This window comes from Micromonospora sp. IBHARD003 (genome assembly GCF_056106285.1).
Genome location: NZ_JBWBBX010000001.1, coordinates 164048 through 179650, shown reverse-complemented (window position 1 = coordinate 179650; position 15603 = coordinate 164048). Strand labels below are relative to the sequence as shown.

The window sequence follows — 15603 nt, the reverse complement described above, 5'->3', positions numbered from 1 at the left end:
TGCGCTGCTATCCCGCGACCGCCGGCAGATGAAAAACCACCACACGGCAAGCCGCCACATCGAAGGCAAGGAATCCATGACCCGGCTACCCGACTTCCGCCTGGAAACCTACTTCTCCCGATGGGAGTTCACCGCCCGCCACCACTTGACCGCCTCCGACGTCCAGACCATGACCCTCGGTGAACTGCTCGCGCTGGCCGACGACCGGGACCGCGCCGCCTTTGAGAACCTCTCCCTGGGCTACACCAAGACCTTCGGTGACCCGGCCCTGCGCGAGGTGATCGCCGGGATGTACGAGCGGGTGGACGCGGACGACGTCATCTGCTTCGCCGGCGCCGAGGAAGCGTTGTACCTGGCGATGAACGTCCTGCTGGACGCCGGGGACCACGCGGTGGTGGTGACCCCGAACTACCAGGCGGCCGAGACCGTTCCGCTGGCGCTGTGCGAGGTGACCGGCGTCGCCCTCGACCCCGGCCGGGACTGGGCGCTGGACCTCGACCAGGTGAAGGCGGCGATCCGCCCCAACACCCGCCTCGTGTCGGTGAACTTCCCCAACAACCCCACCGGCAAGGTCATCAGCGTCGCCGACTTCGCCGAGCTGGCGAGGCTGTGCGACGAGCGCGGCATCCACCTGTTCAGCGACGAGGTCTACCGCGGCCTGGAGCGCGATCCGGCAAGGATCCTGCCGCAGGCCGCCGACCTGTCCGAGCGCGCACTGTCGCTGAACGTCACCTCCAAGTCGCTCGGCCTGCCGGGCCTGCGGATCGGCTGGATCACCTGCCGCGACCGCGCCCTGCTGTCCAGGCTGGAGCGCGCCAAGCACTACACCACCATCTGCAACTCTGCCCCCAGCGAGGTCCTGGCTCGCATCGCACTCAAGGCCCGCGGCACCATCCTGGACCGCAACCGGTCGCTCATCGCACGGAATCTTCCGCTCTTCGAGGAGTTCTTCGCCGAATTCGCTGACACGTTCGAATGGCGGGCCCCGGACGGCGGCTGCGTCGCCTACCCCCGCTACCTCGGTCCAGAAGGAGTGGAGGAGTTCTGCGCCCGTCTGGTCGAGGACGCCGGCGTCCTGCTGCTGCCCGCCAGCACCTATCACTCCGACCTCACCCCCACCCCCACCGACCGGTTCCGTGTCGGCATCGGCCGCGCCGACGCCGAAGCCGGCCTCGCCGCCTTCGCCCAGTGGCTGCGAGCAGGACGATGACTCCGCCGGTCCTCACCACCGCCGAGATCACCCGCGTCGCCACCCCGGAGCTGGTCCTCACCGCCGTCCGCGACGCGCTCATCGCCCACGCCCACGGCCGCACCAGGGTCCCGCCACCCGTGCACCTGGAGTTCCCCGACGACGACGGCGACTGCCACGTCAAGGCCGGCTGGGTCACCGGCACACCCGACTTCACCGTCAAGATCGCCACCGGCTTCTACCGCAACCCCGCCGCCGGCTTGCCCACCAACCACGGCCTGGTCTGCGTCGTCAGCGCCGGCACCGGTCAGATCCGCGCGATACTCGACGACCAGGGCCTTCTCACCGCCTGGCGCACCGCCGCGGCCGGTGCGCTGGTCACCCACGCGATGTCCCGACCCGACGCCGCCACCCTGGCCGTGTTCGGCACCGGAGAACAGGCACGTCTCCAGGTCGCATGGCTGGCCGGGCTCCGCCCCATCGACACCGTGCTCGTCCACGGCCGGAACCAGGACAGGACCCGGTCGCTGTGCGAGGAGTTCCGCGCGCTCGGCCATCACGCCCGGCCCGCCCCTGCAGACGAAGCAGCCGCAGCCGACATGGTCATCACCACCACACCGGCCACGGCCCCGGTCCTGCACGCCGGTCACGTCCGCCAGGGCGCGCATGTGACGGGCATCGGCACCGACATGCCGCACAAGAACGAACTACCGCCGGCGCTCTTCGCCCGCGCGGCGCTGATCTCCACGGACGACCACCAGCAGTGCCTGGACCACGGGGACTTCGGCCACGCCGTGCGCGCCGGAGCCACCGCCGATACCAGCGACGTACCTGCCGGCCTCCTGCTCGAAAAGCCCGTCGAGCGGCCGGACGACGCGATCACCGTCGCGGACCTGACCGGCGTCGGCGCACTCGACGCGGCACTCGCCTCGGCCGTCCTGCGCGAACTGGCCCCGCAGGCACCATGATCGCCCAGGGGCGAGAGCTCCTCCAGCCACTGGTTCCGGGAGAAGGCTCAGGCTCAACCCCTGACGACGGCGTCGATCCGGGCCAGTTCCTCGGGGTCGAAGTCCAGGTCGCGGGTGGCCGCGACGCTGTCCTCCAGCTGCTGCGGGCTGCTCGCGCCGACCAGAGCCGACGTCACCCGGCCGGCGCGCAGGACCCAGGCCAGGGCCAGCTGAGCGAGGCTCTGGCCGCGGGACTTGGCGATGGCGTCGAGGGCGCGCAGTCTGGCGACGAGTTCGCCGGTGACGGCGTCGGAGCCGAGGAACGGGCTGTCGCCCGCCGCCCGTGAGTCCTCCGGGATGCCGTCCAGGTAGCGGGTGGTGAGCAGGCCCTGTTCCAGTGGCGAGTAGGCGATGGAGCCGACCTGGAGTTCGTCGAGCGCGTCGAGCAGGCCCTCGTCCTCGGGGCGGCGGTCGAGCATCGAGTAGCGGGGCTGGTGGATGAGGAGCGGAGTGCCCAGCTCGGAAAGGATGCGGGCGGCGTCACGGGTCTGCTGCGCCGAGTAGTTGGAGATGCCGACGTAGAGCGCCTTGCCCTGCTGGACCGCGGAGTGCAGGGCGCCCATCGTCTCCTCCAGGGGAGTCTCCGGGTCGGGGCGGTGGGAGTAGAAGACGTCGACGTACTCCAGGCCCATGCGCTTCAGGCTCTGGTCGAGCGACGACAGCAGGCACTTCCGGGAGCCCCACTCGCCGTACGGACCCGGCCACATCAGATACCCGGCCTTGGTGGAGATCACCAGCTCGTCGCGGTACGGCGCGAAATCCGCCCGCAGCGCCTCGCCGAGCGCGGACTCGGCGGCGCCGGGCGGCGGGCCGTAGTTGTTGGCCAGGTCGAAGTGGGTGACGCCGAGGTCGAAGGCGCGTCGCAGGATGGCGCGCTGGGTCGCGGCCGGCCGGTCGGGACCGAAGTTGTGCCACAGCCCGAGCGACAGCGCGGGGAGCTTCAGTCCGCTGCGACCGGCCCGCCGGTAGGGCATGTCGGCGTAGCGGTCGGGATGTGCGGTGTACAACACGACTCCTGGGGGTTGGCACACGGGCTGTCGGATCTACGGCTCCTACTTTTCCCCGGGCCCGGTGCAGTGGTCCAACAGGAGAATCCGATGGGATTCAGTGCCTATGCTTCTCAGTCATGGAACTGCGCCACCTCCAGCACTTCGTCGCGGTCGCCGAGGACCAGCACTTCACCCGGGCCGCCGAGCGTCTGATGGTGTCCCAGTCCGGCCTGTCGGCCTCGATCCGCGCCCTCGAGCGGGAACTGCGCGCGCCGCTGTTCGTGCGCACCACCCGGCGGGTGACGCTGACCGAGGCGGGGCGGGCGCTTCTCGCCGCGGCGGAGCGGATCCTCGCGCAGGTCAGAGCGGCGCACGAGGCGGTGGCCGAGGTGCAGGGAGTGCTGCGCGGGACGCTGGCGCTGGGCACCGAGCAGTGCGTCGCCGGAGTGCATGTGGCCGGGATCTTGGCCGCGTTCCGGCGACGGCACCCGGACGTGGAGATCCGGCTGCGACAGGCCGGTACGGCCGCGCTGGCCGAGGAGGTCGCGGCCGGACGGCTGGACCTGGCGTTCGCCTACCGGACCCAGGACGACCCGGACCGGCTGCGCCCGGCGCCGCTGACGAGCGAGCCGATGACCCTGCTGTGCCATCCGCGGCACCCCCTCGCCGCACCGGGGGCCGCGTTCGCGCTCGCCGACCTCGCCGGCGAGGTCTTCGTCGACTTCCACCCCGACTGGGGCACGCGCCGCAGCACCGACGCCGCCTTCGCCGCGGCCGGGGTGCGCCGCACGGTCGCGCTGGAGGTGAACGACGTGCACAGCCTGCTGGACCTGGTCGAGGAGGACCTCGGGATCGCCGTCGTACCCCGCCACTTCCGGCACAAGCGGCCCAAGCTGGCGGCCCTGCCGCTGAGCGGCACAGGCGAGGCGGCGTACGAGACGGTCGTGCTGCTGCCACCGGAGACCGCCGTCAGTCCGGCGGCCCGCGCGCTGATCACGCTGCTCGACGCCCAGGACTGCGCGATGGCGGATGTACGCACGGACGGGACGCCCCCGTCGACGGCTTCGGCCGTGTCCGCGAAGAAGTCCGCGCCGCCCCCGGCGGCCTCGGACCGGCCGAGCTGCCCGCCCACCCGGCTCCCGGAGCCAACTCCGTCGCCTGGCTCGTCCGGCCTCTGACCCGGGTCCGGGACGACCATGTCAGCGGCTGGTCAGCGTCCTGTCCGACGATCTCCGGCACGTCGGACAGGACGCCTGCTTGCGGGGGCTGCTTCAGAGCGCGGCCGCGTACCCCGGCAGGATCACGTCCTGGATCAGGGCGTTCCGCTCGTCGAACGGGATGAACGCGCTCTTGAGCGCGTTCACGGTGACCGTGCGCAGGTCCTCCACGGTCCAGTCGGCCTCCTCGACCAGCAAGGACATCTCGCGGGTCATGGTCGTGCCGGACACCAGCCGGTTGTCGGTGTTGAGGGTGACCCGGAAGCCCAGGTCCTTCAGGGCGGTGATGGGGTGCTCGGCGATCGAGGTGGCGCAGCCGGTCTGGAGGTTGGAGGTCGGGCACATCTCCAGGGCGATGCGGCGGTCGCGGATCCAGCCGGCGAGGCGGCCGAGCTTGCCGTCCACGATGTCCTCGGTGATGCGGACGCCGTGGCCGATGCGCTGGGCGCCGCACACCTGGAGGGCCTGGTGGATGCTGGGCAGGCCGTGGGCCTCACCGGCGTGGATGGTGAACGGCACGCTCTCGCGGCGCAGGTGCTCGAAGGCGGCGAGGTGGTCGGCGGGCGGGAAGCCGTCCTCGGCTCCGGCGATGTCGAAGCCCACGACGCCGGCGTCCCGGTAGACGACGGCGAGGTCGGCGGCCTCGCCGACGCGGTCGAACATCCGCATGCCGCAGAGCAGCGTGCCGACCCGGACAGGGGTGCCGGCGGCGGACGCCTTGGCCATACCGGCGGCGAGACCCTCCTGGACCGTCTCCACGACCTCGCTCAGCGTGAGCCCGCCGCGGGTGTTCAGCTCCGGGGCGTAGCGCACCTCGGCATAGACGACGCCGTCGGCGGCGAGGTCGAGGACGTACTCCTCGGCGACGCGCAGCAGGCCCTCGCGGTTCTGCATCACGGCGAGGGTGTGCTCGAAGGTGGCGATGTAGCGCACCAGGTCGCCGGAGTTGGCGGCCTCGTAGTACCAGGCGGCGAGCTCGTCGGGGTCGGTGGTGGGCAGCGTGTGGCCGACGGCGGCCGCAAGCTCGACGACGGTGGCGGGGCGCAGGCCGCCATCGAGGTGGTCGTGCAGGACGGCCTTGGGGAGGCGGCGGATCACATCGGCGTCTACGCGCGTAGCGGTCATGGCTGGTCTTTCCTTGAGCGGGAGGTGTCGAGGCGGCGGTACGAAGGTGCGGCGGCAGGTGGCTCAGCCGGTGGGCTGGAGCAGGTCCCAGCGGTTGCCGTAGAGATCCTGGAAGACGGCGACGCTGCCGTACGGCTCGTGGCGCGGCTCTTCCAGGAAGGTCACGCCGGCGGCGGTCATCCGGGCGTGGTCGCGGGCGAAGTCGTCGGTGTGCAGGAAGAACCCGACGCGTCCGCCGGTCTGGTCACCGACCCGGGCCCGCTGGTCCCCGTGCTTGGCGCGGGCGAGCAGCAGTCCGGTGCCGGCCGCGTCCGGGCCCGGTTCGACGACGACCCAGCGGGAGCCGTCGGGGCGGGGCTCGTCCACGGCCAGGCGGAAGCCGAGGGCCTCGGTGTAGAAGCGGATCGCCTCGTCGTATTCGTCCACGACGAGGGTGACCAGGGCGACGCGTCTCATGGAGCCTTCCGGTGGCAGTGGTTAGCGGGTGAGGTTATACGTAAAACTCACCGAGCGCCAGTCAATGCGAAGGCTGTCATTGCGGTGAGGTCCGCAGGAAGCCGGGTCGGTGAAGGCGAGGCGCATGCTGGGCCTGGCCGGTGGCAGCCGAGGAGATGAGCAGACCGGCCCACGTCCGGTGGATGTGATGACGTGGGCCGGTGATGTGCGGCGGTCAGTGGCCGTGCGTCACGGCGCCGGCTCTCGCAGACGCCGTGCGGCCTTTTCGGGCGATATGTCGTTGACGAATACGTTCATGCCCGACTCGCTGCCGGCCAGGAACTTGAGCTTCCCCGCCGTGCGCCGGATGGTGAACAACTCGAGGTGCAGGGCAAGTTCGCCGGCTTCCGCGTGCCGAACGGGCGCCTGGTGCCATGCCGCGACGTACGGCGTGGGTGGGATGGGCCCGGTGTAGCCGTCCTCGACGAACAGACGGTCGAAGCGCCGTAGCAGGTCGAGGTAGATCCGCGGGAACTCGGCTCGTTCGTCCCCGGTGAGCGCCGTGAGGTCGGCGACCCGTCGGTTGGGGTAGAGGTGCACCTCAAACGGCCAGCGGGCGGCGTAGGGGACGAAGGCCGTCCAGTGCCTGCCCGCAATCACCACCCGGTCCGTGGAGTCGTCGCCCCTGGTGCGGGCTTCCTCGTGAAGGGCCAACTCGGTGGCGAGCAGGTCATCGAAGAGATTGCGGCCGGTGCGGCGGCGGTGAGCGGCGGCGGACAGCAGCATCCGCTCGGTGCGCGGAGTGGTGAAGGGGTAACCGTAGATCTGGCCGTGCGGGTGGGCGAGGGTGACGCCGATCTCCGCACCCCGGTTCTCGAAGCAGAAGACCTGCTCCACGCCCGGTATCGAGGAAAGCTCCGCGGTTCGCTCCGCCCAGACCTCCAGGACCAGGCGAGCTTCGGTCTCTGTGAGGTCGGCGAATGAACTGTCGTGGTGAGGGGTGAAGCAGACGACCTCACAGCGGCCGGTGCCGGGGCGTTCCAGGTAGGACACCAGGCCGGTGTGGTCGCTGCCGCCTGCTTTTCCCACCGGGTGTGGCACGGCAGCGGAGGCTGTCAGGGCGGGGAATCGGTTCTCGAAGACGACGACCTGGTAGTCGGCGGCGGGGATCTCACTGTCGCGCCCGTCGAGAGAGGGGCACAGGGGGCACTCGTCGGCCGGGGGGTGGTAGATGCGGCCCTGGCGGTGGGCGGCGACGACGACCCACTCCTCGAGCACCGGATCGTAACGGAGCTCCGAACGGCTGACCGTGGGATCCAGCGCCCTGCGGTCCACGGCCTCACGCACAGCCGACTCGTCGGCGTCGTAATAGATCAGCTCGCGGCCGTCCGCCAGCTTCGTCGTCGTCTTCTTCACGTCCTCAACTCCGTCCAGGATTCACTTCCCACAGAATCAAACAAAATTCACCATTAGTCAACGGGTTCGGGAAGGGCTCGAGGCGACCTCGCGGGACACCACGGCGCCGCCCACGGCAAGAGCACCGTTCACCCGATGCGCCGAGCCCCTTCCGACGGGACTGCGGGGAAGATCCTCGGCGCGGTGTGTCCGGCCGCGGCGAACGCCTCCGTGACCGCCGTCCCGACCGTGTCGGCCGCTGCCTGCTCGACCAGGACGACGGCCGAGCCGCCGAAGCCGCCCCCGGTCATCCGGGCGCCCAACGCGCCGGCCGCGTTCGCTGTGGAGACCGCCAGGTCCAACTCCTCGCAGGAGACGCGCAGACCGTCCCGCAACGAGGCGTGGCCCTCGGTGAGGACCGGACCGATGGCCGGGAGGTCGCCGGCGTCGAGGAGGGCAACGATTCTCTTCACACGGGCGTTGTCGGTGACGACGTGGTGGACGTACCGCCGGACGTCCTCGGCCGGGATGTCCACGGTCGGCGTCATCCCCTGCGGTGCCGTCGCTGCGGCCACCGCGTGGTCGCTCAGGAGCCCCAGCGCGTCGGCCAGTTGCGCCGTGTGGACCTCACGCAGCGTGCGCACCCCCAGCGCTCGCGCTCCCACCTCGCACCCGGCGCGCCGTCTCGCGTACGCGCCGTCACCGAGGGCGTGTTTCACCCGGGTGTCGACCACCAGCAAAGACAGCCCCTGTGCGGCCGGATCGAAAGGCACCTGACGACGGACGAGGTTCCAGGTGTCGAGGAAGAGGGCATGGCCCTCGGTGCAACAGGCCGACGCCAGCTGGTCCATGACTCCGCACGGCACACCGACGAAGGCGTTCTCGGCGCGCTGGGCGACCAGCGCGAGACACTCCCTCCCGAGTCGCAGTCCGTACAGCTCGTCCAAGGCGAGCGCGGTCACGACCTCCAGGGCCGCGGAGGAGGAGAGCCCGGCGCCTGTGGGGACGGTCGAGCTCAGATGGATGTCCGCGCCCCCGATCGAGTACCCGGCTTCGCGCAGCGCCCACACCACACCGGCCGGGTACGCCACCCAGTCGGTGTGCGCACCGGGGGCCGAGCCGGGGGCCCCGCCCGGGCCCGAAGGGGGCGCCAGCCGGGCGGCGTCCAGCTCGACGACGCCCGTCTCGAGGTCCGCGGAGTGGACCCGCAGCAGCCCGTCGGTGCGACGGGCCACGGCGGCCATGGCCGTATGGGGCAGGGCGAAGGGCATCACGAAGCCGTCGTTGATGTCGGTGTACTCCCCGATCAGGTTGACCCTGCCCGGTGCTGCCCAGACGCCCTCGGGTGCGTACCCGTACAGTTCCTCGAACCGCGCGCGCACCCGCTCGTATCGTGCTGCCTCGCTCATGCCTGCGCCGCCTTCTCCTTCGCGAACCCCCATGCGTCCGCGATGATTCGGGCGAGGCCGGCCCGGGACGGGCTCCAGCCGAGCCGCTCGTGTGCCGCCGCTGCGGAGGCGACCAGTGTGGCCGGGTCCCCGGGGCGGCGGGGAGCGATGACCTCGGGGATCGGGTGGCCGGTCACCTTGCGCGCGGTCTCGACGACCTCGCGGACCGAGAAGCCGTTGCCGTTGCCGAGGTTGCAGATCAGGTGTCTGCCCGGGGTGATCCGGTTCATGGCAAGCAGATGTGCCTCGGCCAGGTCGGCCACGTGGATGTAGTCCCTTATGCAGGTGCCGTCGGGCGTCGGATAGTCGTCGCCGAACACGGAGACCGCCTCACGGATCCCCAGTGCCACCTGGAGGACGAGCGGGATGAGGTGCGACTCGGGGTCGTGGCGCTCGCCACAGCCGCCGTGCGCGCCGGCCACGTTGAAGTAGCGCAGGGAGGCCGCGGCCAGCCCGTGTGCGGTGCACTCGCCGCCGACCATGTGGTCGACGGCCAGCTTGGACGCGCCGTAGGGGCTGGTCGGGGCGGTCGGGGCGGTCTCGGTGACCGGGGTCGAGTCGGCATCGCCGTAGGTCGCGGCGGTGGACGAGAACACCAGCCGGTTCACCCCCGCGGAACGCATGGCGGCCAGCAGGTCCATCGTCCCCCCGACGTTGTTCGCCCAGTATTTCTCCGGGTGCGCGACCGACTCGCCGACCTGTGAGAACGCGGCGAAGTGGAACACGCCGTCATACGAGGGCTCCAGCCAGCGGGCAGCTTCCTGCACCCGGCCCTCGATGAAGGCGGCCCCTTCCGGCACGCCCTCGCGGAAGCCGGTCGACAGATCGTCGAGCACGGTCACCTCGTGCCCTGCCTCCAGGAGGTGCGCCACCGTGGCACTGCCGACGTAGCCCGCGCCGCCGGTCACCAGGTACTTGCTCATGTGGTTGCCACCTCTCGGGCCGTTCGGCCGCCGTTTCGGGGCCCAGACTCTGTGTTGCTATTCAAACAGAAGTAAACACAAAGAACCACGATCAAACTTGCCTCGTCAATGGGTCGGCCGGTCGCGGCCGGCGGTCCCGGCCAAGGCGTATCTCCGCACGAGCAGCAGATCCGGGGTCAGATGGTGAGCGCGGAGAGCAGGGTCAGATCGGCCCGTTCCAGGCTGTCCAGCACGGTGATCCGCGCGCCTGCGGCGATCGGCACGGCGGAGGGCACGGCCAGTACCGTGCAGCCGGCGGTGTGCGCCGAGGCGACTCCGGTCGGGGTGTCTTCCACGGCCACACAAGCCGCGGGGTCCAGGCCGAGCCGCTCGGCGGCGGCCAGGTAGGGGGCGGGGTCGGGCTTGGTGCGCCGGGTGTCCTCGGCGGCGACGGTGACGGTGAACCAGTGGGAGCCCAGGCTGCCGAGGACGAGGTCCACCACACTGCGGGGAGAGGCCGAAACCAGCGCGGTCGGCACGGCGGCGTCACGTAGTTCGGTGAGCAGCGTCAGCACCCCGGGCCGGGGAACGACGGAGTCGGCGACCTTGCTTCTGAACGCGTCATGGAGGCGCTTGGCCAGGGCGCCGGTGTGAGGCGGGGTCCTGGTGGTGCGGTGCAGGTGGGCGGCGGTGTGCTCGACGGCGTGGCCCAACACGTGAGGCAGGTCTTCGTCGGTGAGAGGGCGACCGAGTTCGCCGGCCAGCTCGGCCGTGGCTTCGAGCCAGAAGCGCTCGGTGTCGACCAGTGTGCCGTCCATGTCGAACAGAACGGCGGCGGGGAGTGCGGGCATGGCGGTACCTTGCGGGCTCGGGGCGCGCGGCAGGCGCGCGGCTGGTCTGGAGGACGTCCCGCCAGGGAACGGCCACTGCAGCTCCATGGCGGGACGTCTCGGCTGCAGCTCCGCGGGCGCCGTCAGCGGGGTGGGGGCTCACCACGGCCGCCGAGACGCCTGCGCGCTGCCTCCCGGTCAGCGGCCCGTCTGGGGCCGGAGCCGGAGAGTAACAATCTGGAACGGACGCAGAGTCAGGCGCAGTCGGCTGTCGTCCACCTGTGTGACGTCCGCGCTCGCGCACGGGACTAGTTCACGTTCCAGCAAATCGGTCACGACCGCGGATGCCAGCGGGAGTCCGGCGGTCAGGAGGGTTCGGGCGCGTCCGCCGTGAGCTTCGTAGAGGCGTACGACGATGTCTCCGGACCGGTCGTCGGCAAGCTTCACGGCCTCGATGACGACGGCCTCGTTGTCCGAGACGACGAGCGGCTGAACCTCGTTGGAACCGGAAACGGTTCGTTCCGGCTGGTTGAACGCGTAACCCTCGCGGACGGCGTCGGCGATCCCGGCGCCGATGACGAACGCGTACCGCAGGCGGTGGCGTCCCTGGTCGGCATCCGGGTCCGGAAAGCGGGGGGCACGCAGCAGGGAGAGCCGCACGGTGGTCGTGGTGCCGCCGTCGGTGCGGACGTCGCGGGTGACCTCGTGCCCGTAGGTCGAGTCGTTGACCACGGCCGCGCCCCATCCGGGTTCGCCGACGTGCAGGAAGCGGTGGGCACAGATCTCGAACTTGGCGGCGTCCCAGCTGGTGTTGGTGTGCGTGGGGCGCTGGACGTGTCCGAAAGGGATCTCCGCGCTGGAGTGGTCGGCCCGGACGTCGAGCGGGAACGCGGCCTTGAGGAGCTTCTCCTTCTCGTGCCAGTCGATTTCGGTGTCGATGTCCAGACGCCGCGAGCCCTCGGACAGTGAGATCAACTGCTCGACGCGGGAGTCGCCGAAGGTCCGCACCACCAGGACACCGGTGGCCCGCGCGCTGACCGACTCGGCATCGAGCAAGTCGTGGACCGTGTTGCGGTAGAAGGAGTCGATGTCCCAGGCGTCGTACTCGTTGGGGAAGTCCTGGTGCAACTGGAGAAGGTTGGCGACGGCGCCGGGGGCCAGGGCTTCGCGGTCGGCCGCGACGTCGTAGGCGGAGGTCACCAGGCCGCGGCCGTCGATCCGGACGTGTACCAGGCCGTTGTCCAGAACGAAGCCGTCCTCGCAGGCGGTCGGCACGACGGTTCGGGACTCCGGCCGCCGGAGCGAGGCGCCGAGGGCGGGAGCGCCGTCACGGGCGAAGGGGGCGGCGTTGAAGACAACGGGCTGGTCGCCGTCCCCGGCCAGGACACGCTGGGCGCCGTCCACGATCGCGCGGAGTTCCGCGGTGACGGCGGCGTAGGTCTGCTCCGCCTCCCGGTGCACCCAGGAGATGGACGAGCCGGGCAGGATGTCATGGAACTGGTGCAGCAGGACTGTTTTCCACAGCCGGTCCAGGTCCTCGTAGGGGTAGTCGAACCCGGCGCGTACGGCGGCGGTCGCCGACCACAGTTCGGCCTCGCGCAGCAGATGCTCGCTGCGCCGGTTGCCCTGCTTGGTCCTGAGCTGGCTGGTGAGCGTGCCGCGATGGAATTCCAGGTACAGCTCACCCAGCCACACCGGGGCGTCAGGGTACTCCGCGTGCGCCCGCTCGAAGAAGTCCGCGGGGCTTTCGATCACCACCTGGGCAGAGCCCTCGAGGTCCGCCAGACGCTTGGCCCGAGCGAGCATCTCCCGGGTCGGACCACCGCCCCCGTCGCCGTAGCCGAACGGAAGCAGTGAGCTGTTGGCGCCTGCCTTGTCCTGGAAGTTGGCGACGGCGTGGGCGAGTTCGGCTCCGGTCACTTCGGCGTTGTAGCTGTCGACGGGCGGGAAGTGGCTGAAGATGCGGGTGCCGTCGATGCCCTCCCACCAGAAGGTGTGGTGCGGGAACTTGTTGGTCGTGTTCCAGGAGATCTTCTGGGTGAGGAACCACTTCACCCCGGCGAGCTTCATCAGCTGCGGCATGGCGGCGTTGTAGCCGAAGGTGTCGGGGAGCCACATCTCCTCGGTCTCGACGCCGAACTCCTGGAGATAGAAGCGCTTGCCGTGGACCAGCTGACGGGCCATCGCCTCACCGCCGGTGATGTTGGTGTCGGGTTCCACCCACAGGCTGCCGACGGGCAGGAACTGCCCGGCCCTGGCCTTGTCCTGGACTCGGCGGTAGACCTCGGGGCGGTGCTCCTTGAGCCAGGCCAGCTGTTGGGCCTGGGACATGGCGAAGCGGAAGTCCGGATGATCGTCCATCAGCTGGGTGACGTTGGAGAGGGTCCGGCTGACCTTGCGGACCGTTTCCCGCAGCGGCCAGAGCCAGGCGGTGTCGATGTGCGCATGTCCCACGGCGGAGACCCGGTGTGCGCTGGGTACGGCTGGTGCCGCCAGTGCGGGACGCAGGATTGTGCGAGCGGCAGGTGCGCTGCCGCCGATGTCCTGCAGGTCCACGGCGTCCAGGGCCCGCTCGATCACGGTGAGCAGCTGCCAGCGGCGGGGCTCCTCCTCGGGCAGCGAGCGCATCAGCCCGCCCAGGACGTCGAGATCCTGGGCGAGTTCCCACACCTGCGCGTCGAATACGGCGAGGTCCGCCCGGAGCACCCGGTACAGCGGGTCGGGTTCGGCGCCGGCGTCGGCGCCGTTCAACCAGGCGGGGCGGCCGCCGATCGCGGTCGGGCGGTGGTCGTCGCACAGGGCAGGGTTGGCGGCCGCCTCGATGTAGTAGCAGAACTCCTCACCGCCCGCCGCCGGTTCGGCGACCGGGACCCAGGCGTTGCGCGGGTTGAGGGCCTTCACCACCGTGCCGTCCACCCGGTAGACCAGCCCTTCGGTCGAGAAGCCGGCCCCGGTCACATTGAAGCCGAGGTCGATGACCGCCTCGACCCGTCGCCCGGCCCACTCCTCGGGGACCCGCCCGCTGACTCTGAACCAGCTGGTGGACCACGCCGGTCCCCATCTGTGTCCGACCGGCACGCTCTTGTACGGCGCGCCCAGCCCGTCCGCCACCGGCACCGGCTCACCGGGGGCGTCCCAGATCTCGAGCCGGAGCGGGACGCAGCGGGCGTATACGGCAGGCCGGATGCGCTCTTTCAACACTCGTTCGAGCCGCTGCTCGGTGAGCTTTCGCTTGCTGTGCATGGCGCCATTCCTCCGGGAGGCGTGCGTGGCCCTGGGCGATTCACGCCTCAGTGGGCCCCAGGTCGGGTGTGTCCCTCAGCTCGACACGGTGCGTGGCCGTGGCGTGCAGTTCGAGGAGGGTGATCTCGTTTCGGCCGGGTCGCAGTGCCGGTGCGGGTACGTAGAGGGTGCTCTGGGGACCGCGGGACCAGTACCTGCCGAGGGCGAAGCCGTTGATCCAGGCGTGGCCCTTGGTCCAGCCGTCGAGGGCGAGGAAGCAGTCGGCCGGCTGCTCGATCTCGACGTATCCCCGGTGGAAGGCCGGCCCGACCACGGGCGCGGGCGTCCCGGATGAGGTGAAGACGAGGGCGTCCAGGGAGTCGAGCGGCAGCGCGCGGCTGCTCCAGCCGGTCAGCTCCTCGTCGTTGAGGCCGACTTCGCCGAGGAGTCCCTTGCGGTCGTGGATGCCGGCTCCGTAGTTGACCCTGCCCTGGTTCTCCACCAGCACCGCCAACCGTGCGTTCGGCCTCGGCACGGTGAACGAGAGGGCGCGCTCGCGGTTCTCACGTTCGAGGACACCCACCGGCTGCCCGTCGACGAAGACCTGGGCACGGTCGCGTACCTGGCCGACACGGAGGACAGCCGGACCTGCGGCCGGGAGGGCGGTCTCGTACAGGACGAAGCCGAAGGCGTGCCCGAGCTCTTCCATGGTCTGCGGGCGCTCGGCCCTCACGGGATCGCCGAGGACGGACGCTTGATCCAGCAGGCTCGCGCACCGCGTGAGGTCGACGTGGACGGGGGCGAGTTTCGCCGAGGGGGCAGGCACGGCTGTCCCGGGGACGGGTGCGTGCTTCGCGATGACCTTGCGGAAGGCGTCGTACTTGGGGGTGGGGTCGCCGGCCTCGTCGAGTAGGGAGTCGTAGTCGTACGACGTGACGGTGGGCCGGTAGATGCCCTTGTCGTTGGCTCCGTTGGTGAAACCGAAGTTCGTGCCACCGTGGAACATGTAGATGTTGACGGAGGCTCCGGCGGCCAGCAGCCGGTCGAGGTCGGCGGCCGCGTCGTCGGGGTCGCGGGTGACGTGGCTGCCGCCCCAGCGGTCGAACCAGCCGATCCAGAACTCGGAGCACATGAGGGGCCCGTCGGGCTGGTGCCTGCGCAGTTCCGCGAGGCCGGCGTCCACCCGGCTGCCGAAGTTGGCCGTGCGCAGGACGCCGTCGAGCCCGCCCCGCCCGAGATCGCTTGGCTGGTCGCAGGTGAACAGAGGGACGTCGACCCCGTGGCGGTGCAGGAGACCGGCCAGTTCGGCCAGGTAGGCAGTGTCGCTGCCGTAGGCACCGTACTCGTTCTCCAGCTGGACGGCGATGACGGGGCCGCCGTGGCCGGCGAGGTGGGGCAGGAGCGGCGGCAGGAGGGCGCCGAAGTAGTCGTCGACCGCCTCAAGGTAGCGGGGGTCACGGCTGCGCAGTTCGATGCCGTCCTCGGCGAGGAGCCAGGAGGGCAGACCGCCGCCTTCCCATTCGGCGCAGATGTACGGTCCGGGGCGCAGCAGGACGTGCAGCCCCTCGGCGGCGGCGAGGCTGAGGAAACGGGGGAGGTCGAGACCTTCGTGCAGGTGAAAAGTGTCGCGCCGGGGCGCGTGCAGGTTCCACGGGACATAGGTCTCAATCGTGTTGAGCCCCATCAGCCGAGCCTTGTGAAGTCGATCGGCCCACTGCTCCGGGTGGACTCGGAAGTAGTGCAGTCCGCCGGAGATGATGCGGAACGGTCGGTCGTCGAGACGGAAGCCGTCTGCGGCGATCTCCAATCGTGGCATTGCTGGAGTGCTCCTTGAAACGGGGCTG

At 70.5% G+C, this 15603-nt stretch carries 12 protein-coding genes; 3 read left to right on the top strand and 9 right to left on the bottom strand.

Going from position 1 to position 15603, the window contains the following annotated elements; all coding sequences use genetic code 11:
* Positions 1-76 precede the first annotated feature (76 nt).
* On the top strand, positions 77-1210 hold the full coding sequence (locus ACTWOL_RS00750; RefSeq protein ID WP_474293171.1) for an aminotransferase class I/II-fold pyridoxal phosphate-dependent enzyme: 1134 nt from the start codon (positions 77-79) through the stop codon (positions 1208-1210).
* A complete protein-coding gene (locus ACTWOL_RS00745; protein WP_474293169.1) occupies positions 1207-2157 on the top strand; it encodes an ornithine cyclodeaminase family protein in 951 nt (316 codons plus the stop codon). The genes ACTWOL_RS00750 and ACTWOL_RS00745 overlap by 4 nt, the downstream gene beginning before the upstream one ends.
* A gap of 53 nt (positions 2158-2210) precedes the next feature.
* Here the strand turns inward: ACTWOL_RS00745 and mgrA are convergent, their stop codons facing one another.
* Entirely contained in the window at positions 2211-3206 is a 996-nt protein-coding gene (gene mgrA / locus ACTWOL_RS00740) for an L-glyceraldehyde 3-phosphate reductase (RefSeq protein ID WP_474293168.1), read from the bottom strand.
* 116 nt (positions 3207-3322) lie between these two features.
* On the opposite strand from mgrA, the gene ACTWOL_RS00735 reads away from it, so the two are divergent.
* Positions 3323-4363 carry a LysR family transcriptional regulator gene (locus ACTWOL_RS00735; RefSeq protein ID WP_474293165.1) on the top strand — a complete coding sequence of 347 codons (1041 nt, stop codon included), beginning with the start codon at positions 3323-3325 and terminating at the stop codon, positions 4361-4363.
* Positions 4364-4456: 93 nt separating this feature from the next.
* Here ACTWOL_RS00735 and ACTWOL_RS00730 read toward each other — a convergent pair whose 3' ends face one another.
* The 8 genes from ACTWOL_RS00730 to ACTWOL_RS00695 all read right to left on the bottom strand — a co-directional run bounded on the left by ACTWOL_RS00730 (position 4457) and on the right by ACTWOL_RS00695 (position 15575).
* Complete coding sequence (locus ACTWOL_RS00730; protein ID WP_474293163.1) at positions 4457-5527, bottom strand: adenosine deaminase; 1071 nt, start codon at positions 5525-5527, stop codon at positions 4457-4459.
* A 63-nt stretch (positions 5528-5590) separates the two neighbouring features.
* Positions 5591-5983, bottom strand: coding sequence for a VOC family protein (locus ACTWOL_RS00725; protein WP_474293161.1), 393 nt, complete (start codon positions 5981-5983; stop codon positions 5591-5593).
* A 228-nt stretch (positions 5984-6211) separates the two neighbouring features.
* Positions 6212-7378, bottom strand: a complete 1167-nt coding sequence (galT, locus tag ACTWOL_RS00720) for a galactose-1-phosphate uridylyltransferase (RefSeq protein ID WP_474293159.1) — start codon at positions 7376-7378, stop codon at positions 6212-6214.
* A gap of 128 nt (positions 7379-7506) precedes the next feature.
* Complete coding sequence (gene galK / locus ACTWOL_RS00715) at positions 7507-8766, bottom strand: galactokinase (RefSeq protein ID WP_474293157.1); 1260 nt, start codon at positions 8764-8766, stop codon at positions 7507-7509.
* Positions 8763-9728, bottom strand: a complete 966-nt coding sequence (gene galE, locus ACTWOL_RS00710; RefSeq protein WP_474293155.1) for a UDP-glucose 4-epimerase GalE — start codon at positions 9726-9728, stop codon at positions 8763-8765. The genes galK and galE overlap by 4 nt, the downstream gene beginning before the upstream one ends.
* A gap of 176 nt (positions 9729-9904) precedes the next feature.
* Positions 9905-10558: an HAD family hydrolase gene (locus ACTWOL_RS00705; protein WP_474293153.1), complete on the bottom strand. Its 654-nt coding sequence runs from the start codon at positions 10556-10558 to the stop codon at positions 9905-9907.
* A gap of 177 nt (positions 10559-10735) precedes the next feature.
* Positions 10736-13780: an alpha-mannosidase gene (locus tag ACTWOL_RS00700; protein ID WP_474293151.1), complete on the bottom strand. Its 3045-nt coding sequence runs from the start codon at positions 13778-13780 to the stop codon at positions 10736-10738.
* A gap of 40 nt (positions 13781-13820) precedes the next feature.
* Positions 13821-15575, bottom strand: a complete 1755-nt coding sequence (locus ACTWOL_RS00695; protein WP_474293149.1) for a glycoside hydrolase family 35 protein — start codon at positions 15573-15575, stop codon at positions 13821-13823.
* Positions 15576-15603: the final 28 nt, after the last annotated feature.

Coding starts and splice junctions, on each gene's coding strand:
- ACTWOL_RS00750 (WP_474293171.1), top strand. CDS start 77: ATGACCCGGCTACCCGACTTCCGCCTGGAAACCTACTTCTCCCGATGG.
- ACTWOL_RS00745 (WP_474293169.1), top strand. CDS start 1,207: ATGACTCCGCCGGTCCTCACCACCGCCGAGATCACCCGCGTCGCCACC.
- ACTWOL_RS00735 (WP_474293165.1), top strand. CDS start 3,323: ATGGAACTGCGCCACCTCCAGCACTTCGTCGCGGTCGCCGAGGACCAG.
- ACTWOL_RS00730 (WP_474293163.1), bottom strand. CDS start 5,527: ATGACCGCTACGCGCGTAGACGCCGATGTGATCCGCCGCCTCCCCAAG.
- ACTWOL_RS00725 (WP_474293161.1), bottom strand. CDS start 5,983: ATGAGACGCGTCGCCCTGGTCACCCTCGTCGTGGACGAATACGACGAG.
- galK (WP_474293157.1), bottom strand. CDS start 8,766: ATGAGCGAGGCAGCACGATACGAGCGGGTGCGCGCGCGGTTCGAGGAA.
- galE (WP_474293155.1), bottom strand. CDS start 9,728: ATGAGCAAGTACCTGGTGACCGGCGGCGCGGGCTACGTCGGCAGTGCC.
- ACTWOL_RS00705 (WP_474293153.1), bottom strand. CDS start 10,558: ATGCCCGCACTCCCCGCCGCCGTTCTGTTCGACATGGACGGCACACTG.
- ACTWOL_RS00700 (WP_474293151.1), bottom strand. CDS start 13,780: ATGCACAGCAAGCGAAAGCTCACCGAGCAGCGGCTCGAACGAGTGTTG.
- ACTWOL_RS00695 (WP_474293149.1), bottom strand. CDS start 15,575: ATGCCACGATTGGAGATCGCCGCAGACGGCTTCCGTCTCGACGACCGA.